Source organism: Streptomyces sp. NPDC057302, assembly GCF_042667685.1.
Taxonomy (GTDB): Bacteria; Actinomycetota; Actinomycetes; order Streptomycetales; family Streptomycetaceae; genus Streptomyces.
On record NZ_JBHUZJ010000031.1, the window covers coordinates 1 to 22,265 of the forward strand.

Sequence of the window (22,265 nt, forward strand, 5' to 3'; positions counted from 1 at the left end):
GCCTGCTGTGGCGTCGGCGTCCTGGAGATCGGTCGGGGGGATGCTCAAGAGCCGCTGTCGGACTCGCCGGCTCCGCCGTCGGCACCTCCGTCGTGGACTCCGGGTGTGCCTGCCGCGCCGCCGTCCGCGGGACCCTCGGCTCCGCCGTCCGCACCACCGTCATGGACGCCCGGCGTACCTGCCGCACCACCGTCCGCAGGGCCCTCGGCGCCGCCGTCCGCACCACCGTCGTGCACACCCGGCGTACCTGCCGCACCACCGTCCGCGGGACCCTCGGCGCCGCCGTCCGCACCACCGTCATGGACGCCCGGCGTACCCGCCGCGCCACCGTCCGCGGGTCCCTCGTGCTGGTTCGGATCCTGCTCGGGGTTGGTCATCGTTCCTCCTGAGAATCGAACCGCTGGGATGGGGCACAGCCTGCAGAGCCCTCTTTGCTTGCTTTCACCAAGCTCGCTCACGCGTTTCTGGTCGGCAACCTGAAGCAATGGCGGTGCGCCCGGTCGGCGGGCCCGATCGTCTTCACCGACAGCGGGTCATGATGGTCCCGTGGCGACAAAGGATGACAAGAAGTACACCGAGGACGGCCATTTCCTCATCATCAAGGGCCGACGCTGGCGGGCCACCGACCCCCTCGTACCCGCAAAGGTGGAGAAGCGCCTGACTCACCACCTCATGTCGGCCCGCCGGGGTGTCGCCGCCGCGGGCGACGACGAGGACGCGCGAAAGGCGGCCCGAGCGCGGGTGCAGCTCGCGAAGACCGGACTAGGGGAACGCGGCACGGCCTGGTGGGAACAGACCCCGGCCGAACGGCGCGAGCGCTGGGACGAGTGCCTGCGCAGGCTGGATGCGGAGGACTCCGCCTGACGACGGAACCGAAACACCGGCGATAGCCGACCCCCCTCCCCGCGCCCTTGCGCCACCAGGTATCTTGCATCGCATGGAACCAGGTGATTCGACCAAGCAGGCCAGGGCAGCCGCCCAGCTGCGCAAGGGCGTCCTGGAGTACTGCGTACTCGCCCTCATGCGGGACCGTCCCCGCTACGGCGTGGAACTCCTGCACGCCCTGGAGGACTCCGGCGCCCTCGCCACCAGCCAGGGAACGGTCTACCCGCTGCTCTCCCGGCTCCGCCGCGACGACCTGGTCACCACCACCTGGCAGGAGTCCGCCTCCGGCCCACCCCGTCGCTACTACGCGCTCACCGACAGCGGCCGGGCCGCGCTCGACGAGTTCACCCGCGTCTGGCCCGGCTTCCGCAACGCCGTCGACGCCTTCCTGACCACCCCGCCCCCCTCCCCCGGAGATTCCGCATGAAGACCTCTGCCGACCCCATACGCGACTACCTCTCGGCCGTCGAGCGCGAGGCGTCCGCGCTCCCCGCCGACCGTCGCCAGGAGCTCCTCGCCGACCTCGCCGAGCACATCGAGGTGACGCGCGCGGAACGCCCCGATGCCGCGATCGGCTCGGTCCTGGCGGAGCTCGGGGACCCGCGCGCGATCGCGGCGACGGCGCTGGCCGAGTCGGGGAGCGGGGTTGCGGGGGCCCCGGCCCGAGGCGGCGCCGACGGTGCGCCCGCCGGGCGCGGCAAGGTGCATCCCCTGGCCCCGCTCCTGATGCTCACCGTCCCGTTCCTCGTCGCGGCGTTCCTCCCCGACGTCCCCGCCGCGCAGTTCTGCAGCACGGTGTTCCGCGTCGTCGGTGCGGTACTGCTCTGCACCTCGGTGCACTGGACAACTGTCCAGAAGACCACTGGCGTGCTGATCGCCGCCGTCCTGCCGACCGTGGCCATCAGCATCTGGATCTCATCCAGCACCGCTCCGTCGGATGGTGCGGCCCTCCTGGCCAACCTGGCGATGTTCGTCCTGCTGGCCGGCACGGCAGCATGGCTCTGGCGGGTCCGCCGCGCCTGAGCGCGGCCGACGCAGTCGACGTCTTCGCGTCACCGATTTCGCCCCGGAATCGGCATTCGGGGGAATCAGCGTGTCTTGGGGCCAGGAAGGGCGTTTACCAGCTCAGGCGCCAGAGAGCGGGGTGCTCCGGCCGCGCGACCTCGTGTTGAGGCTGGCTTGGCGCCTTCCGGCTGATTGAAAATCAAGGAGAAGAAGAATGTCTGCCATGAAGAAGACGATGAGCGTTGCCCTGGCCACCGGCGGTCTCGTGATGGGCGCTGCTGGTCTCGCGTCCGCCGACGCCGGCGCCCAGGGTGCTGCCGTGGGTTCGCCGGGCGTGCTCTCGGGCAACCAGGCTCAGGTCCCGGTCCACATCCCGGTCAACCTGTGCGGCAACACCGTCAACGTCATCGGCCTGCTCAACCCGGCCTTCGGCAACACCTGCGTCAACAGCTGACCAGGCTTATCGCACCGTAGGAGCCTGTCGGCTCGACACGGTTTGAGCGGGTGTGCCGCCGATGTTCCCTTCGGCGACACACCCGCTTTTTTTGCTGTCCGTGAGCCTGGTGGGGCAGCGCATTCCTCCTACGGGCGCCGACGGTGGCCACAGGGCGATGAGTTTGGCGGAGGGACACGGTCTACACCCACAAACCCGTGAGCCGGAGGCCCCCATGAGCACAGAAGCCCTACCGCCCGTCGTCGATGCCGACACCTGGCAGCGCCAACTCGACGACCTGCGCCTACGGGAGAAAGCCGCGACCAGGGAACTCGACGCGATCGCCGCCCAGCGCCGCCGGATGCCCATGGTCGAGATGCCCGACTACACGCTCCAGGGCGAGGAAGGACCGGCCCGGCTGGCCGACATCTTCGACGGCAGGTCCCAGCTGATCGTCTACAACCACATGTGGTTCCCCGGCAAGAAGTGGCAGTGCCCCGGCTGCACGGGGTTCACCTCGCAGTTCACCCGGCTGGAGTTCCTGGCGGGCTACGACGCCAGGTTCGTCGTCGTCACCCAGGGCCCGATCGACGAGGCCCTCGCGTACAAACGGCGGGTCGGGAACAAGATGACCTGGTACTCCACCGCGAACAGCCCGTTCGGCACCGATGTGGGCGCACCGCCCGGCGGTGGATTCGCGGTCAACGTCTTCCTGCGCGACGGCGACACCGTCCATCGCACCTGGCACACCAGCGGCCGAGGCACCGAGCAGCTCAGTCACACGTTCGCGCTGATCGACCTGTTGCCGTACGGGCGGCAGGAGGAGTGGCAGGACTCGCCCAAGGGCTGGCCGCAGTCACCCACCTACAGCCGGTGGTCCGGGTCCGAGGACATCGCCGCACGCTACGGCGCCGAGCCGTCATAAAAGCCCCTCGTAGGCGGACGGTGGGCCCCGCTAGTGGGCGGTCCAGCCGCCGTCGAGGACGAGGTTCGCACCGGTCATGTACGAGGACTGGTCCGAGGCCAGGAACAGCGCTGCCTCGGCGGCCTCTTCGGGGGTGCCCAGGCGCCCCAGGAGGGTGCGTTCCTCGAACTCCTTACGACGCTTGTCCGGATCCCCCGTCGAGTCGAGGGCCGTCTGCAGGAGATCGGTCAGGATCACGCCGGGGCTGAGGGTGTTGACCCGAATGCCGTCACCGGCGTGATCGACGGCGAGCGCGCGCGTCAGTTGCAGGACACCTGCCTTGGAGGCGGAGTAGGCGGCCACTGCTTCCGAACCGACCAGCGCCAGCTCGGACGCGACGTTGACGATGACGCCTCCCCCGGCGCTGCGCAGGGCGGGCAGCGCATGCTTGGCGCAGAGGAACACCCCCTTGAGGTTCACGTCCATCAGCCAGTCCCACTCCTCGACCGTGGTGTCCTCCACGCGCTTGGCGAACTCCACCCCCGCGTTGTTGACGAGCACGTCGAGATGACCGAACCGCTCCACGGCCCGTCGCATCAAGGCGACCACCTCGTCCTCGCGGGTGACGTCGCAACGCACCACGAACGCCTCCCCGCCCTCGTCCGTGATGAGCCGGGCGGTCTCCGCCAGCGGCGTCTCCTTGTCACCGGCCACCACCACATGGGCTCCCTCGGCCGCCAGGCGCCGCGCGATGGCACGTCCCAGTCCGCTGCCTGCTCCGGACACCACCGCACACCGGCCGTCCATGGGCATGTTCCGCTCCTGTCCGTTCGTCACCGTCAACAACCTCAGGCACATGGCGCGCCCGCCACCCATTGTCGGCCCGGGGCACACGTGACACCCGTCGCACCTAGGGCGAGCGGCGTACGGTGCTGGTCGGGGATGGTGGTGTCATGAAGGAGCAGAGCTTCGACGTGTGGGCGGCCGGGAACGCCTACGAGCGGTACATGGGCCGGTGGAGCCGTCTGGTCGCCGATGAGTTCGTGGCGTGGCTGGACTGTGGGGACGGGTTGCGGTGGCTGGATGTGGGCTGCGGCACGGGGGCGCTGACCTCGGCGGTGGCCTCGCAGTGCCGGCCCCGGCTGGTGGTGGGTCTTGACCGGTCCGCCGGGTTCGTGGACTCGGCCCGTGCCACTGCTCCGGCGCCCGCGTGCTGTGTCGTCGGCGACGGGCTTTCGCTGCCGGTGCGCGACGCCCGGTTCGACGTGGCCGTCAGCGGCCTGGTGCTCAACTTCCTTCCCTCGCCGGGTGCGGCGGTGGCCGAAGCTGCCCGGACCGTGCGGCCCGGCGGGCTGGTCGCCGCGTACGTGTGGGACTACGCCGAAGGCATGGCGTTCCTGCGCCACTTCTGGGATGCCGCGATCGCGGTGGACCCCTCGGCCGTCGATCTCGACGAGGGGCGGCGCTTCCCGATGTGCGGCCCGGATCGCCTCCGGTCGCTGTGGAGCGGGGCGGGACTCGCCGACGTGGACGTCGAACCCATGGAGGTGGAAACCGTATTCGCCGGGTTCCCTGATCTGTGGGAGCCGTTCCTGGCCGGGCAGGGCCCCGCACCCGGCTACGTCGCCGCCCTCGCCCCGTCCGCCCGGGACCGGTTGCGCGACACACTTCGCGAGGGCGTGCCGGTGCGGCCCGACGGGTCGATCGTGCTCAGCGCCCGCGCCTGGGCGATCCGGGGAAGGCGAATCCACACCGGGACACACGCCGCCCCATGGAGCGACGCCGGGTGAGTGCGCATACTCATGCGCGCCCCGGGGTCGGCCCGGCAAAATGCGGCCATGACTTGTGCTCTCCCGGAACCTCGGCCTCGACGCAGCTGGCCCTGGTCGAACAGGACACCTCTCCGCACGGACGTCGGTACCGGCCTTCTGCTGTTGGTGGTTGAGGTAGTCGTGTACGTGGCGGGGAGCTTCGGCCACGGCATGGAGGTGTGGGTCGCGCAGACGGACCAGGCGAGGATCGATGCCGCGCAACGGGCAGGCATCGCATGGACGCAGTACCTGCTCATCGGCGCGCTCGTTCTGGCCGGGCTCGCGCTGCTGGTCCGCGCGCCATGGACGATGATGTTGCAGCTCCTGGCCGTCGGAACGCTCACGGTGCTGTTCGTGTTCTCGCAGCACGAGTACGACCGTACGCACCCGGGCCCCGCACCCACTCCGAGCGCCGGATACTCACCCTGCTACAGCGGAAGCAACAGGTGTGACTGAACCGTCGCCATTTCCTATGGTTCGACCATGCACACAAGCACGTCCCGCCCCGCCCCTCCACGGTCCCGCCGCCTCGGCGGCCACCCCCGCGCATCCGACGTCCGGAAGGGGGGCGCGGCATGACGCTCAATCAGCTGCGGGCCTTCGTCGAGGCCGAACGGCTCGGCTCGTTCACCGCCGCCGCGCAGGCCATGGACATCGCCCAGGCATCGGCGTCCGAGCTGGTCCGGCGGCTGGAGGCGGAGCTGGAGGCAGAGCTGTTCCTGCGCGGCAGCCGCACGCTGACCCTGACCTCGGCAGGGCGCGAACTGCTGCCGTACGCCCAGGAAGCGCTGGCGGCGGCCGACAGCGGGACCCGCGCGGTCCACTCTCTTGGGTCGCTGGGCGGCGGCACCGCCACCTTCGGGGTGCTGCGCAACGCCGACTACTACCTGCTCGCCAACCTGGTGCAGATGTTCCACGCCCGCTACCCGGCCGTCCGCGTACGGCTCGTGGGCCAGAACTCCGCCGAGACCGCCTCGGCCGTCGCGGCGGGCCAGATCGAGGCGGGCCTGGTCATCCTGCCCATCGACGACGAGGGGCTCGCCATCACTCCCCTCATGCGGGACGAGGTGTTCTACGTCAGCGCGAGCGCCGAACGCACCAGCGCCCCCGTGAGCATCGAGGCGTTCTCCAGCGCGCCGCTGGTGCTCTACGACGCGCACTACGGGTGGAAGGATCCGACCCGGCGCCAGCTCGCCGAGCGTGCCCAGCTCGCCGGAGCCCGTATCGATCCGCTGATCGAGCTGGAGCACGTGGAAGCGGCACTGAAGCTGACGGCGGCCGGGGTCGGCGACACGATCGCGAGCCGGGCGGTGATCGCCAGCCCTTCCTTCCCCGCCGGGCTGCATACCGCGCCCTTCGCCGAGCCCCTCTACGACACCATCGCGCTCGTCAGGCGGCGCGGCCACCCCCTGTCCCGCGCCACCCGGGAACTCGCCCGCCTCGCCGAGGACACCATCCGTGAGATCGGGAGCGGATTGCTGACCTGAACCACAGGAAAACCCTGTGGGAAGCGCAGGAATCGCCCCTCTAGTCCTGTGGAACAGCCGCGTCTACCGTCCCGGGTATGCAGATCACGCACGACGAACAGAAGACCCTCGCTCCCTTCCAGTGGCTCAAGAAGCCGGAGGTCGACGGTCCCCCCGCCCAGCGCGACCCCAAGGTGGTCGAGCGCGTCTCCCAGATGCTGAAGGAGATCGAGAGCAAGGGCATGGACGCCGTCCGCGCCTATGGACAGGAGCTCGACGGCTGGTCCGGCGATCTCGAGATCGGGGCCACCGAGCTCAAGAAGTCGGGCGACGCCCTGCCCGCCGACGTCCGTACCGCCCTTGAGATGGGGTACGAGCGCACGCACCGCTTCGCCTCCGCCCAGCGCGAGCACCTGACCGACTTCGAGATCGAGCTCGCCCCCGGTGTGGCGGGCGGACAGCGCTACGTCCCGGTGTCGCGGGTCGGCGCCTACCTCCCGGCAGGCCGGTTCCCGCTCCTTGCCAGCGCCTTCATGACCGTGGGCGTCGCCAAGACGGCAGGTGTTCCCACGGTGGTGGCGTGCACTCCGCCCTCGGGCGAGCACGGCGCCCACCCGGCCGTGCTCTACGGCGCCTACCTGTCCCGGGCCGACCGGGTCTTCGCGGTCGGCGGCGTCCAGGCCCTCGGCGCGATGGCGTTCGGTCTCCTGGGCGAGGCCCCCGTCGACATGCTCGTCGGTGCGGGGAACGCCTTCGTCACGGAGGCCAAGCGGCAGCTCTTCGGGCAGGTCGGGATCGACCTCCTCGCAGGACCGTCCGAGGTGGCCGTCATCGCGGACGACACCGCCGACCCGGTCTGGGTCGCCGCGGACCTGCTCGGCCAGGCCGAGCACGGACCCAACTCCCCGGCCGCGCTGATCACCACGTCGGAGAAGCTGGGCCGGGCGGTCGTCGCCGAGATGGACCGCCAGCTGGAGACGCTCGCCACCCGTGACATCGCCGGACCCGCCTGGCGGGACTTCGGCTCCGTCATCGTCGTGCGCGACCGGGACCAGGCCGTCGCCGTGTCGGACATCCTCGGCCCCGAGCACCTGGAGATCCAGACGCAGGACGACGACTTCTACCTCCACAACCTCACCAACTACGGCTCGGTCTTCCTGGGGCCCTGGTCCACCGTCGCCTACTCCGACAAGGGCATCGCCGGCACGAACCACGTGCTGCCGACCGGCAAGACGGCCCGCTACAACGCGGGGCTCTCCGTCTCCCGCTTCCTCAAGCCCCTCACGTACCAGCGGGCCGTCAAGGAGGGCACCGCTTCCCTGGCGCCCGCCGTCGAACGGATCTCCGCGTTCGAGGGCCTCGCCGCCCACGGCGCGACGGCCACGATCCGCATCGACCGGATCGGCCGCACCTCCGGAGCGTTCGACGCCGTCCCCGAAGCGCTGCGCGAGCAGCTCTGATCCAAGCCTCCGCCTCGCCTCCGCGCCACTCCGGGCCGGAGGCGAGGGGGCCCGCTCGCGCCAGGAGCACCCACACTCCTGGCGCGGCCGGGCCCCGGGCCGCCGCCGGTGTCGGCCGCCCGGGACGAGTGAGTACCGTCCTGTACCAGGGGCACCCGCGCCCCCACTCCCCCGAGGATCTCCCCATGCACCACCCCTCGCCAGACGCGGCCCCCTCGCACCCGGGCCCCGCACTCCAACAGGGCCTCAAGGGCCGCCAGATCACCATGATCTCCATCGGCGGCGTGATCGGGGCCGGGCTGTTCGTCGGCTCGTCGACCGCCGTCGCGGCCGCCGGTCCTGCCGTACTGATCTCCTTCTTGCTGGCCGCCGTGCTGGTGGTGCTGGTCATGCAGATGCTCGGGGAGATGGCCGTCGCCCATCCCGACACCGGGTCGTTCTCCACCTACGCGGACCGTGCCCTCGGCCGCTGGGCCGGGTTCTCCATCGGCTGGCTGTACTGGTGGTTCTACATTCTCGTCATTCCCATCGAGGCCATCGCCGCGGGCGAGGTCATCGCGGGGCTCACGTCCGTGCCGAGCTGGATTCCCGCGCTCGCCATGATCGCCCTGCTCGCGGGAAGCAACCTCCTCGCCGTGCGCAACTACGGCGAGTTCGAGTACTGGTTCGCCCTCCTGAAGGTCGTGGCGATCGTCGCCTTCCTCGTGCTCGGCGCGCTCGCGATCTTCGGTGTCCTGCCCGGCTCGGACGCCCACGGCGTCTCCCACCTGTGGAGCGAGGGAGGGTTCGCCCCCAAGGGCGGAGTGGCGGTGCTCGCCGGTCTGCTCACGGCGATGTTCAGCTTCCAGGGCAGTGAGATCGTCACGATCGCCGCCGCCGAGTCCGAGGAACCGAAGAAGAACATCAAGAAGGCCGTACGTGCCGTCGTGTGGCGCCTGGGGCTCTTCTACGTCGGCTCGATCTTCGTCGTGGTCAGCCTGGTGCCGTGGAACTCCGACGCGCTGGCCGACGGCTCCTACCAGGCGGTCCTCGACCGGATGAACATCCCGGGCGCCGGGCTCATCATGGACGTGGTGCTCGTCGTGGCCGTGAGCAGTTGCCTCAACTCGGCCATCTACACCGCCTCGCGTATGGCGTTCTCCCTCGCCCGCCGCCAGGACGCCCCGGCGGCCCTGGCCACCACATCGGCGGCCGGTGTGCCCCGCAACGCGGTCGTGGCCTCGACCGTCATCGGCGTCGCCGCGGTGATCGCCAACTACCTTCTGCCGAGCGTGTTCACGTACCTCATCGCCTCCAGCGGTGCGATCGCCCTGATGATGTACATGGTCATCGCCATCACCCAGTACGCCACCCGGCGCAAGGATCCCCAGCCGGGCGAAGTGCGCATGTGGGCGTTCCCCTATCTGACCCTCGCCACGATCGCCTTCATCGCCGGGGTGCTCGTCCTCATGGCGGTACTGCCCGGCCACCGCCTCGAACTCTGGCTCTCCCTCGCCCTGGCCGCCGTCCTGGTCACCGTGGGCGTTCTGCGACAGCGGCGCCACGGCGACCGGCCCGGCGCCGAGCCCTCTGCCGGGACGGACGCCATGGCGGGTCAGCGGTGAGACGCCAGGGGTGAGCGGTCAGGGGATCCTGGCATGCGTGGCCCGGGGCACGAACTCCGTCGGCAGGACCAGGCGCTCACCCTTGGGATCGGCGTCGCCGTCGATGCGCCGCACCAGCAACCGCGCCGCCTGACGCGACAGTTCCCGCAGGTCGTGCCGGACCGTGGTCAGCCGGAAGACTTCCCAGGCCGCCATGGGGAGGTCGTCGAAGCCGATCACGGTGAGGTCGTCGGGGACGCGGAGCCCGGCCGCGAGTGCCGCGTTCAGGACGCCGATGGCGACCACGTCGTTGCCGCAGAAGACCGCCGTGGGACTCTGGGCCGCGGCGAGCAGGTGGGGCAGCGCCTCGTACCCGGTGTCGTACTCGAAGGCGCCGCGCACCACGCGGTCCTCGGGCAGTCCGATGCCCGCGTCGGCCAGGGCGAGGCGGAACCCCAGCTCGCGCTCGCGTCCGGTCGTCGTGTTGGCCGCGCCGAAGATGCCGGCGATCCGCCGGTGGCCCAGCTCGGCGAGCTCGTGGGCGACCAGACGTCCACCGCCCTCGTTGTCGACGACGGAGGCATAGTCGCCCTGGCCGCCCGTGTCGCGGTTGAGGAAGACGTAGGGCATGCCGCGCCGGTCGAGCTGCGCCGGGAGGCGGGAGTCGGTGGTCGCCGTCGCGAGCACCACGCCGTCCAGGGACTGGTCCAGGAGGTTCTCCTCGGCCACCGCCTCGTCGGAGCGTTCGGTGATGAGCATCATGCGGTAGCCAAGGAGCTGGAGCTCGTCGTGCAGGGGCGCGACGACATGCGGGTAGAAGGGGTTCGTCAGGTCGGTCACGATCACCCCGATACGCCGGGTCGACCGGGTGGAAAGCGTCCGGCCCGCCTCGCTGGGCACGTAGTTCAGCGCCTGCGCCGCCTGCCGGACCTTCTCGCGGGTCGCCGCGGACACCCGGCTGTCGTCCCGCAGGGCGCGGGAGACCGTCGGCTGCGAGACGCCGGCCAGCCTCGCCACATCGTGACTCGTGATCGCCATCGGCCCTCTCCTCGTCACCCGGCCCGCCACCCCGGCGACCGACTTCTCAGTATACGTATGCCGAACCTCTTGACATTGGACGGCCCAGAACCTGTCATGGAATGCATACGTATTCCACGTGAAGGAGCAGCCATGAACGATGTCGTCGTGTCCACCACCGAACTGGGGCGCCGCACGGTTCGCCGCAGCGACTTCGTCTCCTGCAACCAGGCCTTCATCGACTGCCGCACACCGGGCTCGGACCGCAAGGAGAACTACGCGATGATCGGGCCCGGCGTCTCGCAGGCCGCCGGTCAGCACGTCAACCTCCGGCTGCCGCACGGCTACAACATCGGTGCGGCCGCCATGCCCCACGGCGTCACCAACAACCTCCACCTCCACTACACGGCCGAGGTGTTCGTCTGCACCGAGGGCGAGTACCTGCTGCGCTGGGGCGCCGACGGCAGCCAGGGGGAACTCCTCCTCAAGGCCGGGGACATCGCCTCCGTCCCCACCTGGATCTTCCGCGGCTTCACCAACACCGGTCCCGACGAGGGCTGGATGTTCACCGTGCTCGGCATGGACCACACCGGCGGCATCATCTGGGGCCCCTCGGTCCTGCGCGAGGCCGAGGGCCACGGCCTGTACCTGACCGCCGACAACAAGCTGATCGACACGGTCGCCGGTGACGCGATCGCGCCCGGCACCGAGCTGACCGAGCCGATGGCCCAGGAGTACATCGACCGCCTGCGCCACTACGGCGTCGACGAGATGAAGCGCCGTGTCGCGGCCGCCGACGAACTGGTCTGGTCCGAGCGGCCCTTCCTCGACAGCACCCTGCCCGGCGGTGGCGTGCGGCTGAGCTGCGTCATCGGGTACGGCATGACCGAGGACCTGCACCAGGAGCCCCGGATCTTCAACCCGCACGGGCACAACGTCGCCTGGCTGCGCGCCGAGCCGGGCCAGGGCGTCTCCCTCCACCGGCAGCACGAGACGCAGACGCTGATCGTCAAGGACGGGCTGTGGGAGATCACCCTCAACCGCACCGACCCCGTCTCGGTGCGCCTGGGCCCGCGGGACATGCTCTCCGTGCCCCAGGACGCCTGGCGCACCCTGCGCAACGTCGGCGACGAGCGCGGCGACCTCATGGTCGTCAACTCGGGTGACGGCCGCGTCCGCCTGGACTGGGACGAGGAGGTCTCCAAGTGCGCCGCCGACGCGGGCCTGGGCATCGACCACAACGGCTACGTGGCGCCGTACGCGCTGCTGCCCCGATCCGCCCGCCGCTGGTGAGCCAGGTGACCCGCACCGGCCCACTGCCGCTCGTGGTGGTTCCCGGCATGCTGTGCGACCCCGGTCTGTGGTCGGAGGTGGACTTCCCCGAGGGCCACACGCTCCGTCACCTCGACCTGCGGAAGCCGGACATCGGGGCCCTGGCCGATGACCTGCTGGCCTCGGTGTCCGGCCCGTTCGTCGTGGTCGGGCTGAGCCTCGGTGCCATCGTCGCGTTCGAGGCGCTGCGGCGCTCTCCGCAGCGGATCGCCGGACTCTGCGTGATGTCGACGAACGCGGGAGCGCCTCGCCCCGAGCAGTACACGGCCTGGCGTGCGATGGACGCTCTGATCGCCGAGGGCCGGTTCGCGGACGTCGTCGAACAGACACTGCCCGGCATGTTCCCCACCCCCCGGCCGCCGAGCACGTCGGCCGAGCGCTACCGGAGCATGGCGTACGCCGTCGGCCCCGATGCCGCGCGGGCCCAACTGGCCGCCCAGGCCACCCGCCGGGACGCGCTCGCCGCGCTGCGCGGCGCCCGGTGCCCGGCCGTGGTCCTGTCGGGGACCCAGGACGCGCTGTGCCCGCCGGACTTCCACCGGGCCGTCGCGGGAGCCCTGCCGGACGCCGAACTGCGCGAGGTGGCGGGGGCAGGGCACCTCCTCCCCTGGCAGCGGCCCTCCGCCGTCTCCGACGCGCTGCGGGACCTGCTCGCCCGGGTGCCCGCCGCATTCCCCGCCGCCTGACCCACAGCCCTCGCCCGCCTCAGAACACCGCAACAACCCCCTCCCCAAGAATCCCGAAGAGAGAGCCGTCATGCCTCGTTTCCTCAAGTCCCCTGTACCCGCGGGCACGGTGAGCGCCGCCCGCGCGGATGTCGCCGACCGCGTCCGCGCCATCCTCGACGACATCCGCGACCGGGGTGACGAAGCGGTCCGCCAGTACTCCGAGAAGTTCGACAACTGGAGCCCGGAGTCCTTCCGTCTGTCCCCGGACGAGATAAGGAAGATCGTCGCCGATGTGCCGGAGACGGTCCTGGAGGACATCGAGTTCGTCCAGCGGCAGGTGCGTACGTTCGCGCAGGCGCAGCGCGATTCGCTGCACGACGTGGAGATCGAGACCCTGCCCGGGGTGCGCCTGGGGCATCGGCACGTCCCGGTGGCCGGCGCCGGGGCCTACGTACCGGGAGGGCGTTACCCGCTGACCGCGTCGGCGCACATGACGATCGTGACCGCGAAGGTGGCCGGGGTGGAGCGGGTCGCCGCCTGCACCCCGCCGATCCGGGGCGAGATACCCGCCGCGACGGTCGCGGCCATGCATCTGGCGGGGGCCGACGAGATCTACCTCCTCGGCGGTGTCCAGGCCGTGGCCGCCCTGGCCATCGGCACCGAGACGGTCGGGCGGGTGCCGCTGATCGCGGGCCCCGGCAACGCGTACGTCGCCGAGGCCAAGCGCCAGTTGTTCGGCGAGGTCGGCATCGACCTGTTCGCGGGTCCGACAGAGATCCTGGTGATCGCCGACGAGAACGCCGACCCGTTCGTGGTGGCCGTCGACCTCCTCTCACAGGCCGAGCACGGCCCGGACTCCCCCGCCGTACTCGTCACCACGTCCGAGGAGTTGGGCCGCGCGGTCGAGCGCCACATCGAGCGTCTGCTGCCCGGGATGCCGACCAAGGACTTCGCCGGACCTGCCTGGCGCGACCACGGCGAGATCGTCGTGGCGGGCTCCCTGGACGAGGCCTTCGAGATCGCGGACTCCTACGCCAGCGAGCACGTCGAGGTCCTGACGGAGAACCCGCGCCAGGCGCTGGACAAGATGCGTGACTACGGAGCGCTCTTCCTCGGGGAAGGCACCTGTGTCTCGTACGGCGACAAGGTCATCGGCACCAACCACGTACTGCCGACGCGGGGGGCCGCGCGCTACACCGGCGGTCTGTGGGTGGGGAAGTACCTCAAGACGGTGACCTACCAAGAGGTCACGGACACCTCGTCGTCGGCGCTGCTGGGTGAGGTGTGCGGGCGCGCGGCGCGCGTCGAGCTGTTCGAGGGTCACGCCCGCTCCGGTGACGTCCGCGCGGCCAAGTACGGCGGCGGCACGCTGCCCTGGAACGACGAGAGCGCCGTGAACGCCGAGAGCTCCGAGGCGGGCGCATGAGTGCCGGCACTGCGGCACTGGCCGGGCGCACGGCGCTGGTCAGCGGGGGCGGCAGCGGACTCGGCGCCGCCATCGCCCGCGCCCTGCTGGCGGACGGGGCGCGGGTGGTGATCACCGGTCGCAATGAGCAGGCCCTGAAGGAGACCGCCGCGCGGCTGGGCCCTGGCGTCGTCCACCGGGTCTGTGATGTGTCCGGGCCCGGGGACGTCGAGGCCCTCGCGGAGAGTCTCGCGGGCGAGGAGATCTCCGTACTCGTCAACAACGCCGGGATCGCGGGCCCTGTGGCACCCCTGACCGAGATCTCGCCGCAGGACTGGGACGAGGTGTTCGACGTGAACGTGCGCGGGGTGTTCCTGATGTGCCGGGCCTTCCTCCCCGCCATGACGGCGCGGGGCGCGGGCGATGTCATCAACATCGCCTCGGTGTCGGGCAAGCGCCCCTTGCTGCGGCGCACGCCCTACTGCGCGTCCAAGATGGCGGTCATCGGCCTGACCACCACTTTGGCGGGCGAGGTCGGACCCTCGGGGGTCACGGTCAACTCCCTTTCCCCTGGGCCAGTTTCGGGGCCCCGGATGGAACGCAACTTCCGTCTGGAGGCGGAACGCACCGGCGGCAGCTACGCGCAGGCCGAGGAGGCGTTCGTGTCGCGGTCGGCCCTCGGCCGGATGGTCACCGAGGACGAGGTGGGCGCGGCGGTCAGCGCGATGCTGCGGATGCCGGGGCTGTGCGGCGCCGACATCGACCTCTCGGCAGGGATGGTCGCGCGGTGACGGCGGCAGAAGCGGTGCCGCCCGGAGCGGCGGTGACGCCCGGAGGACCGGGGCGCCGCTCCCTCAAGGAGCGGCTGGCGGCGGGTGAGCGGCTGTACGGCGCCCTGCTGCGGCTGCCCTCGGAGACCCTGGTGGAGATGGCGGGGGTCGCGGGCCTGGACTACCTGGTCATCGACTGCGAGCACGGCCCGGCCGACACGGCCCTGCTCCAGCACCATCTGACGGCCGCGGCGGCGCAGGGCATCGATGTCCTCGTGCGCGTGGGCACGGCCGAGCCCGCCCTTGCCCTGCGCTGCCTGGACCTGGGGGCCGCGGGGATCATCCATCCGCATGTCGACGACGCGCAGGACGCACGGCGGGCGGTGGCCTCGGTCCACTATCCGCCGCTGGGGAGAAGGGGGTTCGCGACCTACAGCAGAGCGGGCCGTTTCGGCACCGTCCCTGCGGCCGAGCATGTGGCCGCGTCCCAGGACGCCCTGGTGGTGGTGATGATCGAGACGGAACGGGCCTGCGGCGCCGCTGCTGAGATCGCCGCGACCGAGGGCGTGGACGCGGTGCTCGTGGGCCCTGCCGACCTGGCGGCGGACTGTTCCTTCCCCGGGCAGGACGTGGTCGACGCGCTGGTCACGACCGCTCACCAGGCGTCTCGTGCGGCGGGCCGGTCGGTGATGGCGATCGTGCCGGACACCGAACTCGCCAGGGCCGCCGAACAGGCGGGTGCCCAACTGGTGCTCTACAACATGGCCCAGGTCCTGATGGACACCTTCCGGTCCCTCGCGGGCCCCCGCGCGCCCATCGCCGCACACCCCACCGGGCCCGTCCCGTCCACCGCCACACCTGCCGTCGGAAGCCTCCCTTCCACCTCTTGACGGCCCCCGTCGCGCTCCTTAGTGTTCGGCGGAAGTTCATACGTATGCATACCCACGACATCGCGCGAACGGAGAAGCCATGTCCGCTGTAGCGCCGCCCACCACCGCAGTCGGCACCCAAGGGGTCGACGCGGAGAAGCGGAGTGCGATACGCCGCGCCATCGGCGCGGGAAGCATCGGAAACTTCGTCGAACAATTCGACTACGGCCTCTACGGCTACATGGCGCCGGTCCTGGCCCCCGCCTTCTTCCCGCAGAGCAACCAGGCCGTGGCCGTGCTGAGCACGTACGCGATCATCGCCATCGCCTGTCTGTTCCGCCCCTTGGGCGGGACGCTCGTCGGCCGCTGGGGCGACCGCGTGGGCCGCAAGAAGACGCTGCTGTGGACCATCGTGCTCATGGGTGTGGCCACCGCCCTGATCGGCGCCCTGCCGACGTATCAGCAGATCGGGATCTTCGCGCCCCTGCTCCTCCTGCTCCTGCGCGTCGTCCAGGGCATGGTGTCGGGCGGCGAGTACGTCGGGGCGGTGGCGTTCATCGTGGAGTGGGCGGAGCCGAACCGGCGCGGCTACTACGCCTCGTACGCCTCCAACAGCTGTTTCGCCGGCATCCTCGCCGGGGCCGGCACCGCCGCGCTCACCAGTTGGGCGTTCCAGGGGCCCGCCCTGGACTCGTGGGGCTGGCGCATCCCGTTCCTGCTCGCGCTGCCGCTGAGCGCGGTCGGGATCTGGCTGCGGGGGCGCATCGAGGAGTCGCCGGAGTTCGTCCGTGCCACGGAGGGCGGCGCCGACGTCGTCAAGGCCCCGATCAGGGAGGCGCTGCGCACGCAGTGGCGGCCGATGCTCGTGTTCTGCGGCGTCTCGGTGATGCTCGCGATCCTGTCCTACAGCTGGGTCACGTTCTATCCCGAGTACCTGACCGGCACACTTGGCCTGCCGCGCTGGATGGCTCTGACGTCCAACGCCATATCCATCGCCGTACTCATCCCCCTGCTGCCCCTGGCCGGCATCATCTCGGACCGGATCGGCCGCAAACCGATGCTGATCACCGGCGCCGTCGCCTGCGTCGTCCTGGTCCCGCTGGCCTTCCGGGTCGGCGAGGGCGGCACATTCGGGGCGGCCATCGCGAGTCAGCTCATCTACATCGTCCCCGAGTTCTTCCTGACCGGCATCGTCACGGTCTGCACGGCCGAACTCTTCGCCACGCGCACCCGGTTCAGCGCGAGCGCCATCGCGTACAACAGCTCGTTCTCCATCTTCATGGGGATCACGCCGTTCGTCGCCGCCCTGCTCGTGAACAGCTTCGACTCGATCTATGCCGTGTGGGTCTACCTCGCGGCTGCCGCCGTCATGGCTCTCGTGGTCGTGACCACGTTCATGACGGAGACGTACCGGAGCCACCTGGGGGCGGACAAGTTCGCCGCGTGAGCGGTGGCGCCGCCCTCTTCTACATACGCATACACCCACCTGCGACACACGCGCAGAGCAAGAAAGGCACCCATCATGTCGCTCGACCCCGTCGCCTACCTCCCCTACAAGGACCCCGACGACTTCATCCGTGAGGTCACCGACCGCATCTGGGTCGGCCGGGACATCTCCTACATCGTCGACAACTACGAGCCGGACTCGATCGTCCACACCAGCCTCGGCACCGTGGTGGGCCGCGACGGCGTGATCGAGGGCACGACGATGCGCATGGGCAGTACGCCCGGTCACATCGGCCAGGCCGAGGACGTGGTCTGGGAGGCGCGCGGGAACGACGCCTTCCTCAGCTCGCACCTCGTCTTCTCCGCCGACGAGCATCTGGTCGACGGACGCAACATCCGCATCCGCAAGCGCACGGTCGCCAACTGCCTCTACCGCCGCGGCCGCATGGTCGAGGAGTGGGTGGTCCGCGATGAGCTCGCCACCTGTCTCCAGCGTGGCGTGGCCCCGGACGAAGCGGCCCGCGCCCTGCGGTTCCAGGGGTACAGCGGGTCGATGACCGAGGAGCCGCCGAAGGACGTGCTCCTGTCCGGGGTCAGCGGGCCGCGGCCCGACGAGTTCCGGCCCGAGTGCGAGATGGTCCTCGAGTTCATCGACGAGGTCTGGACGCAGCGACGGCTGCAGAAGGTCAACGACTTCATGGCGCGTGACCTCTTCCTGCACACGATCGGCGACCGGACCGTCATCCGCCCGGAGCGCTACCAGAGCGATCTGATGGCCATGGTGGCCGCGTTCCCCGACGCCCGTTTCGAGGTGCGGGACGTACAGACCAACCACTCGCCGCGCTACGCCGGCCTCCGGGTGGCCGTCACCTGGACCATGCACGGCACCTACCGGGGCACGCCGGACTTCGGCCCGCTGACCGACCGGCCGGTGACCGTGCTCGGTGTCTCCCAGTTCCTGATCCAGGAGGGCCGGATCGTAAGGGAGTTCCGTGTCTACGACGAGATCTCGCTGCGGGCCCAGATCAACGGCACGCGAGGTGACGGGCCGTCGGTGGAGGCCAACATCTACTGACCGGCGCCCGGTGATCATCTGGTCGTCGGGGCGTGCGAGCATCCCGGTATGAGGTGTTTCGAGACCGTCACGCACATCGCCGCGCCCCCGGCGACCGTATTCGACCTGTCGTTGGACGTGGATCTGCACACCGCGTCCATGGCCGAGTCCGGGGAGCGGATCGTCGGTGGCGTACGCGCGGGACGTATGGCGCTCGGTGACACCGTGACGTGGGAAGCCCGGCACTTCGGCGTGCGGTGGCGGATGACTTCACGCATCAGTGCGTACGAGCGGCCCGGCACCTTCGTCGACGAGCAGGTATCCGGGCCGTTCGAGCGGTGGCACCACACGCACCACTTCGCACCGGACGGGCGCGGGGGCACGGTCATGCGTGACGTGGTCGAGTTCGCGGCGCCTTTCGGCCTGTTGGGTACGGCTGTGGAGGCGGTGGCGCTCGGCCGGTACATGCACGAGCTCATCGACGCGCGCAATGTGCACGTGCGGCAGCAAGCGGAGGCGTCGGCCTAGCACCACGCCCCGCCGCCGCCCGGGATTCAGCCGGCCGGTGCCGTGAGCCCGCTCAGGTCGCGTCTCAGACGATCACGACCCGGCGCCCGCGCGTATGACCGGCCTGGCTGTCGATGTGTGCCTCCGCGGCCTCGGCGAGCGTGTACGACTTCTCGACCGGGATGTGGAGCTTTCCCCGCGAGATGAGGTCGGCGGCCTCGGCGAGCGCTTGCGGCACGCTCCCCGCCACGCCGGAGAACCGAACGCCGAGCTCCGGTGCCGCGAGATCGGCGATGGAGATGACCTTCTGCGGGTCCCCGGTCAGCTCGACGAGCTCGCGAATGACGCCCGAGCCGGCCAGATCGAGGGCGGCGTCCATCTGCCCGAGCTGCCGCACTCGTTCGACCCAGCCCTCGCCGTACGTCGTGGCGAGGGCGCCCAAGCCACGCAGGTAATCCTGGTTCGCGGCCCCCGCCGTGCCGATCACGGCGATGCCGCGGTCGCGGGCGATCTGCAGCACCGCCGACCCCACTCCCCCGGACGCGCCGCTGACCAGCAGCGTCTGTCCGGGCTGCACGCCTACCTCGCGGATGACGCGCAGCGCGGTCTCCACCACCGAGGGGTATCCGGCCGCCTCTTCGAACGTCAGGTCCTCGGGTATAGGGGCCCAGGCCGACAGCACGGCGAACTCGGCATAGGTGCTCGACCCTTCGCCGAACACGTGGTCGCCGGCCTCGACGTCTTCGACGCCCTCGCCGACCTCGTCCACCACCCCGGCGGCGTCCAGCCCGACTCCGGCGGGCAACTCGACCGGATGGGCACCCAGGACCTGGCCCTCGCGGACCCTCCAGTCGACGGGGTTCACGCCCGCCGCCCGTACGGCGACGCGTATCTGGCCGGGGCCCGCGTGGGGCTCCTCGGCATCCGTGAGGTGCAGGACATCGGGACCGCCGAACTCGGCGAAGCTCACTCTCTTCATGCCGCCGAACATAACACTAACGGTTAGTGTTTAAAAACGGTTACGGTTTTGTACCTGATAGCATCCGGCCATGACCGTGCCGACCGGCCGCCGCGAGCGCAAGAAGGCCGCGACCCGCCAGAAGATCGCCGACACCGCCCTGCGGCTGTTCCTGGAGCGCGGGTACGACGCGGTGGGGATCCGCGACGTGGCAGCCGAGGCCGACGTGGCCGTCACCACGCTCTTCTCCCACTTCGCCTCGAAAGAGGCCCTGGTGTTCGAGCAGGACGAGGACTTCGAGCAACGCCTCACACAGGCGGTCACCGGCCGGGCTCCGCACGAGCCGCTCGTTCCCGCACTGCGGCACGAGATCCAGGCCCTGGTGCGCCACTGCACGGCGGACGGCGCCGCCCCGGTCTGGCGCATGGTCGAGGAATCGCCCGCCCTGCGGAAGTACGAGGAGTCGATGCGGCTGCGACACGCGGAGCTGCTGGCGACGGCCATCGCCGCCGACGCCGGTCTGCCACGGACCGATACGGCCTGCCGGGCGATCGCGAGGTTCGTGATCGACGCCTACTCGGTGGCCCGCGAGGCGGCCGATCCGGATGCCGCCGTGGACGAGATCTTCCGGATGATCGAGGCGGCCTGGGAGGTCACCAGCTCGGTTCCCCCCGTACGCGGGGAACCGAGCTGACGCCGGAGCCAGAGCGTGCGGCTCAGCCGTTGCCCTTGCCGTTGCCCGACAGCGCCGGGATGTCGCTGAGGACGTGCGACAGCGGCTCGTCCTGCTTGGCCTGCGTGGAGTTGTCGGCACACTGCTGGTTCTGCGGCGCCGAGAGGACCGGGATGTCCTGGACCGCGACCGGCACGAGGATGCCGACCAGGGAGCCCACGTTCGCCTTGACCGGCACACCGGCACAGAGCTTGTTCAGCGAGCCCTCGACCAGGCTGCCCTGCAGACTCATGTCCCCGTCGGTGGCGCTGTTGCCGAACGCCGTCTCGGCGCCGTTGCCGCTGAGCGAGGTGGTGCCGGTGTCGTCGCCGATGGCGGCCGCACTGCCGGCGCTGCCGGCCAGGGCGGCGGCTGCGAGGCTCAGGGCGAGGGGGAGGTTACGGGTACGCATGGTCACTCCAAGACGGAACGTCAGTTGCCAGAAAGGCCAGTAGATCCGTCAATGCCCCAAGTCATGGGTATTTTCGCCCGTTAGCGGAGTGTCGGCGTACCGGGGCTGACGACCTCGGCCTCGCTCCAATGGCATGATCGACCTCGCAGCAGGGGCCCCGACAATATTACCTACCAAATCGGTCGAAGAATTGATACCTACAGCTTCGCGGGTGTTTTCACGAATAAGCCGCAAGATCGAGTTCACCGCATGGCGTCAGCCACGCACGATCCTGTGGGCCACGGCATGCGTGGTGGCCCTCGGATTCCTCGTCGCGCTGGAGATCGCCGCGCGCCACTACGGCGGCGTACCGGGGCCGATCACCAACCAGGCGCGAGAGGTGCTGTTCCCGCCCAAGCCAGGTCCGCTGTACGGCGGCCTGGCGTTGATGATGGTGGTCCTCACCTGGCGGCAGCGGTTCATCGCTGCCGGTGCCGCGATCGGCATCGACGTCGTCTTCGTGCTCGTGCGGTGGGCGGCCGACGCCGAGGTGCCCGAAGGCCAGTTCTTCGGAAATGGCGCGCTGTGGACGATGCTGGGCTGCGCCGTCATCGCGATCACCCGCCGCACCGGCCAGGAGCGTGTCCTGCTCCTGAAGGGCGTCGGCCTGGGCCTGCTGCTCGTGGCCGGACGCAAGACCGGTGACACCTGGCTGCTCATCACGGCGAAGACCCGACCGACCGTCCTCGACCCGTACGTGGCGATCGCCGATCACGCGCTGGGCAACCCGTCATGGCTGGCGGGCCGGATGCTCAAGGCCACCGGCCCGGTCACCACCCATGTTCTCGACCTGGTCTACGCACAGCTCGCGGTGGCCGCGATCGCCGTCGCCCTGTACCAGCTGCGCAACGTGGCGGCCGAGCGCCGCTTCCCCCGCCACCACCTGGTGCGCACCTTCCTGGTGATCGGCCTCCTCGGGCCCGCCATCTACATGATCTTCCCGGTCGTCGGGCCGATCTTCGCCTACGGCCCGGGCACCTCGGGCACCGGCGGCGTGCAGTGGGCGGTGGCCAACCTGTGGCCGCACACGCCACCGCCGCTCAGCCTCCCGCACCCGGTCCCGTACGACGGGATCACCCCGCGCAACTGCGTGCCCAGCCTGCACACGGCATGGGCCACCGCGATCTTCATCCACTCCCGCAAGGGGCCACGGCTGCTGCGCTACGCAGGCACGTTCTGGCTGGTCGCCACGCTCAGCGCGACCCTGGGGTTCGGCTACCACTACGGCGTGGACCTCATCGCCGGTGTGGTGTTCGCGCTCACGGTCGAAGCCGCGCTGCGCTCGTTCGACCACGGCTGGGAACGGCAGGGCATCCAGCTGGTCGCCTACGGCACGACGGTCTTCGCCGCGCTCCTGGTGTCGTACCGCTACCTGCCGATGGAGATGGCCGAGCACCCTGAGGTGTCCGGCCCTCTCCTCCTGCTGGCGATGGCCTCGGTGATCTACGGCTACGTACGGACCACCAGGCTGTGGGAGCCGAAGCCCGCACCGGCGCTGCGAGCGGAACCACAACCCGAACCGGTCTGAG

Annotated in this window: 25 protein-coding genes; 20 read left to right on the plus strand and 5 right to left on the minus strand. The window is 70.4% G+C overall.

Features of this window, described 5'->3' with window-relative positions:
- Positions 1-44: 44 nt before the first annotated feature.
- Complete coding sequence (locus tag ACFUPX_RS21915; protein ID WP_383324946.1) at positions 45-377, minus strand: BatC protein; 333 nt, start codon at positions 375-377, stop codon at positions 45-47.
- Positions 378-546: 169 nt separating this feature from the next.
- On the opposite strand from ACFUPX_RS21915, the gene ACFUPX_RS21920 reads away from it, so the two are divergent.
- The 5 genes from ACFUPX_RS21920 to ACFUPX_RS21940 all read left to right on the plus strand — a co-directional run bounded on the left by ACFUPX_RS21920 (position 547) and on the right by ACFUPX_RS21940 (position 3,248).
- Positions 547-864, plus strand: a complete 318-nt coding sequence (locus ACFUPX_RS21920; RefSeq protein ID WP_383324949.1) for a hypothetical protein — start codon at positions 547-549, stop codon at positions 862-864.
- A 73-nt stretch (positions 865-937) separates the two neighbouring features.
- A complete protein-coding gene (locus tag ACFUPX_RS21925) occupies positions 938-1,312 on the plus strand; it encodes a PadR family transcriptional regulator (RefSeq protein WP_383324952.1) in 375 nt (124 codons plus the stop codon).
- A complete protein-coding gene (locus tag ACFUPX_RS21930; RefSeq protein ID WP_383324955.1) occupies positions 1,309-1,908 on the plus strand; it encodes an HAAS signaling domain-containing protein in 600 nt (199 codons plus the stop codon). The genes ACFUPX_RS21925 and ACFUPX_RS21930 overlap by 4 nt, the downstream gene beginning before the upstream one ends.
- 205 nt (positions 1,909-2,113) lie before the next feature.
- On the plus strand, positions 2,114-2,344 hold the full coding sequence (locus ACFUPX_RS21935) for a chaplin (RefSeq protein ID WP_383325210.1): 231 nt from the start codon (positions 2,114-2,116) through the stop codon (positions 2,342-2,344).
- A 214-nt stretch (positions 2,345-2,558) separates the two neighbouring features.
- Positions 2,559-3,248 (plus strand): DUF899 domain-containing protein, encoded by a 690-nt coding sequence (locus ACFUPX_RS21940; RefSeq protein ID WP_383324958.1) that lies wholly within the window; start codon positions 2,559-2,561, stop codon positions 3,246-3,248.
- 30 nt (positions 3,249-3,278) lie between these two features.
- On the opposite strand, the gene ACFUPX_RS21945 is transcribed toward ACFUPX_RS21940, so the two are convergent.
- Positions 3,279-4,064, minus strand: a complete 786-nt coding sequence (locus ACFUPX_RS21945) for an SDR family NAD(P)-dependent oxidoreductase (protein ID WP_383324961.1) — start codon at positions 4,062-4,064, stop codon at positions 3,279-3,281.
- 116 nt (positions 4,065-4,180) lie between these two features.
- Between ACFUPX_RS21945 and ACFUPX_RS21950 the strand changes: the two genes are divergently transcribed.
- The 5 genes from ACFUPX_RS21950 (at position 4,181) to ACFUPX_RS21970 (ending at position 9,568) form a co-directional block, all read left to right on the plus strand.
- Positions 4,181-5,017, plus strand: coding sequence for a class I SAM-dependent methyltransferase (locus ACFUPX_RS21950; RefSeq protein WP_383324964.1), 837 nt, complete (start codon positions 4,181-4,183; stop codon positions 5,015-5,017).
- A gap of 48 nt (positions 5,018-5,065) precedes the next feature.
- Positions 5,066-5,494: a DUF6234 family protein gene (locus ACFUPX_RS21955; protein WP_383324967.1), complete on the plus strand. Its 429-nt coding sequence runs from the start codon at positions 5,066-5,068 to the stop codon at positions 5,492-5,494.
- A 119-nt stretch (positions 5,495-5,613) separates the two neighbouring features.
- Complete coding sequence (locus ACFUPX_RS21960) at positions 5,614-6,525, plus strand: LysR family transcriptional regulator (protein WP_383324970.1); 912 nt, start codon at positions 5,614-5,616, stop codon at positions 6,523-6,525.
- Positions 6,526-6,602: 77 nt separating this feature from the next.
- Entirely contained in the window at positions 6,603-7,964 is a 1,362-nt protein-coding gene (hisD, locus tag ACFUPX_RS21965; RefSeq protein ID WP_383324972.1) for a histidinol dehydrogenase, read from the plus strand.
- Positions 7,965-8,149: 185 nt separating this feature from the next.
- Positions 8,150-9,568 carry an amino acid permease gene (locus tag ACFUPX_RS21970; RefSeq protein ID WP_383324975.1) on the plus strand — a complete coding sequence of 473 codons (1,419 nt, stop codon included), beginning with the start codon at positions 8,150-8,152 and terminating at the stop codon, positions 9,566-9,568.
- Between the two features lie 18 nt (positions 9,569-9,586).
- Here the strand turns inward: ACFUPX_RS21970 and ACFUPX_RS21975 are convergent, their stop codons facing one another.
- Positions 9,587-10,585, minus strand: a complete 999-nt coding sequence (locus ACFUPX_RS21975) for a LacI family DNA-binding transcriptional regulator (RefSeq protein ID WP_383324978.1) — start codon at positions 10,583-10,585, stop codon at positions 9,587-9,589.
- 132 nt (positions 10,586-10,717) lie between these two features.
- Between ACFUPX_RS21975 and ACFUPX_RS21980 the strand changes: the two genes are divergently transcribed.
- The 8 genes from ACFUPX_RS21980 to ACFUPX_RS22015 all read left to right on the plus strand — a co-directional run bounded on the left by ACFUPX_RS21980 (position 10,718) and on the right by ACFUPX_RS22015 (position 18,636).
- Positions 10,718-11,857: a hypothetical protein gene (locus ACFUPX_RS21980; protein WP_383324981.1), complete on the plus strand. Its 1,140-nt coding sequence runs from the start codon at positions 10,718-10,720 to the stop codon at positions 11,855-11,857.
- Positions 11,858-11,862: 5 nt separating this feature from the next.
- Positions 11,863-12,582 carry an alpha/beta fold hydrolase gene (locus ACFUPX_RS21985; RefSeq protein WP_383324984.1) on the plus strand — a complete coding sequence of 240 codons (720 nt, stop codon included), beginning with the start codon at positions 11,863-11,865 and terminating at the stop codon, positions 12,580-12,582.
- A 70-nt stretch (positions 12,583-12,652) separates the two neighbouring features.
- The gene (gene hisD, locus ACFUPX_RS21990) at positions 12,653-13,990 is read left to right on the plus strand and encodes a histidinol dehydrogenase (RefSeq protein WP_383324987.1); all 1,338 of its coding nucleotides are present in this window, start codon (positions 12,653-12,655) and stop codon (positions 13,988-13,990) included.
- Positions 13,987-14,760, plus strand: a complete 774-nt coding sequence (locus ACFUPX_RS21995) for an SDR family NAD(P)-dependent oxidoreductase (protein WP_383324989.1) — start codon at positions 13,987-13,989, stop codon at positions 14,758-14,760. The genes hisD (ACFUPX_RS21990) and ACFUPX_RS21995 overlap by 4 nt, the downstream gene beginning before the upstream one ends.
- A complete protein-coding gene (locus ACFUPX_RS22000) occupies positions 14,757-15,629 on the plus strand; it encodes an HpcH/HpaI aldolase/citrate lyase family protein (protein ID WP_383324992.1) in 873 nt (290 codons plus the stop codon). Before ACFUPX_RS21995 ends, ACFUPX_RS22000 begins: the two co-directional genes overlap by 4 nt.
- Positions 15,630-15,708: 79 nt before the next feature.
- On the plus strand, positions 15,709-17,055 hold the full coding sequence (locus ACFUPX_RS22005; protein ID WP_383324995.1) for an MFS transporter: 1,347 nt from the start codon (positions 15,709-15,711) through the stop codon (positions 17,053-17,055).
- Positions 17,056-17,130: 75 nt separating this feature from the next.
- Positions 17,131-18,129, plus strand: coding sequence for an ester cyclase (locus tag ACFUPX_RS22010; RefSeq protein ID WP_383324998.1), 999 nt, complete (start codon positions 17,131-17,133; stop codon positions 18,127-18,129).
- A 48-nt stretch (positions 18,130-18,177) separates the two neighbouring features.
- A complete protein-coding gene (locus ACFUPX_RS22015) occupies positions 18,178-18,636 on the plus strand; it encodes an SRPBCC family protein (protein WP_383325002.1) in 459 nt (152 codons plus the stop codon).
- Between the two features lie 64 nt (positions 18,637-18,700).
- Here the strand turns inward: ACFUPX_RS22015 and ACFUPX_RS22020 are convergent, their stop codons facing one another.
- Positions 18,701-19,594 (minus strand): NADP-dependent oxidoreductase, encoded by an 894-nt coding sequence (locus ACFUPX_RS22020; RefSeq protein WP_383325005.1) that lies wholly within the window; start codon positions 19,592-19,594, stop codon positions 18,701-18,703.
- 70 nt (positions 19,595-19,664) lie between these two features.
- Here ACFUPX_RS22020 and ACFUPX_RS22025 point away from each other — a divergent pair, with 70 nt between their 5' ends.
- Positions 19,665-20,267, plus strand: coding sequence for a TetR/AcrR family transcriptional regulator (locus ACFUPX_RS22025; RefSeq protein ID WP_383325008.1), 603 nt, complete (start codon positions 19,665-19,667; stop codon positions 20,265-20,267).
- A gap of 22 nt (positions 20,268-20,289) precedes the next feature.
- On the opposite strand, the gene ACFUPX_RS22030 is transcribed toward ACFUPX_RS22025, so the two are convergent.
- Positions 20,290-20,697 (minus strand): rodlin, encoded by a 408-nt coding sequence (locus ACFUPX_RS22030; protein ID WP_383325011.1) that lies wholly within the window; start codon positions 20,695-20,697, stop codon positions 20,290-20,292.
- A gap of 211 nt (positions 20,698-20,908) precedes the next feature.
- Here ACFUPX_RS22030 and ACFUPX_RS22035 point away from each other — a divergent pair, with 211 nt between their 5' ends.
- Positions 20,909-22,264 (plus strand): phosphatase PAP2 family protein, encoded by a 1,356-nt coding sequence (locus ACFUPX_RS22035; RefSeq protein ID WP_383325014.1) that lies wholly within the window; start codon positions 20,909-20,911, stop codon positions 22,262-22,264.
- Position 22,265: the final 1 nt, after the last annotated feature.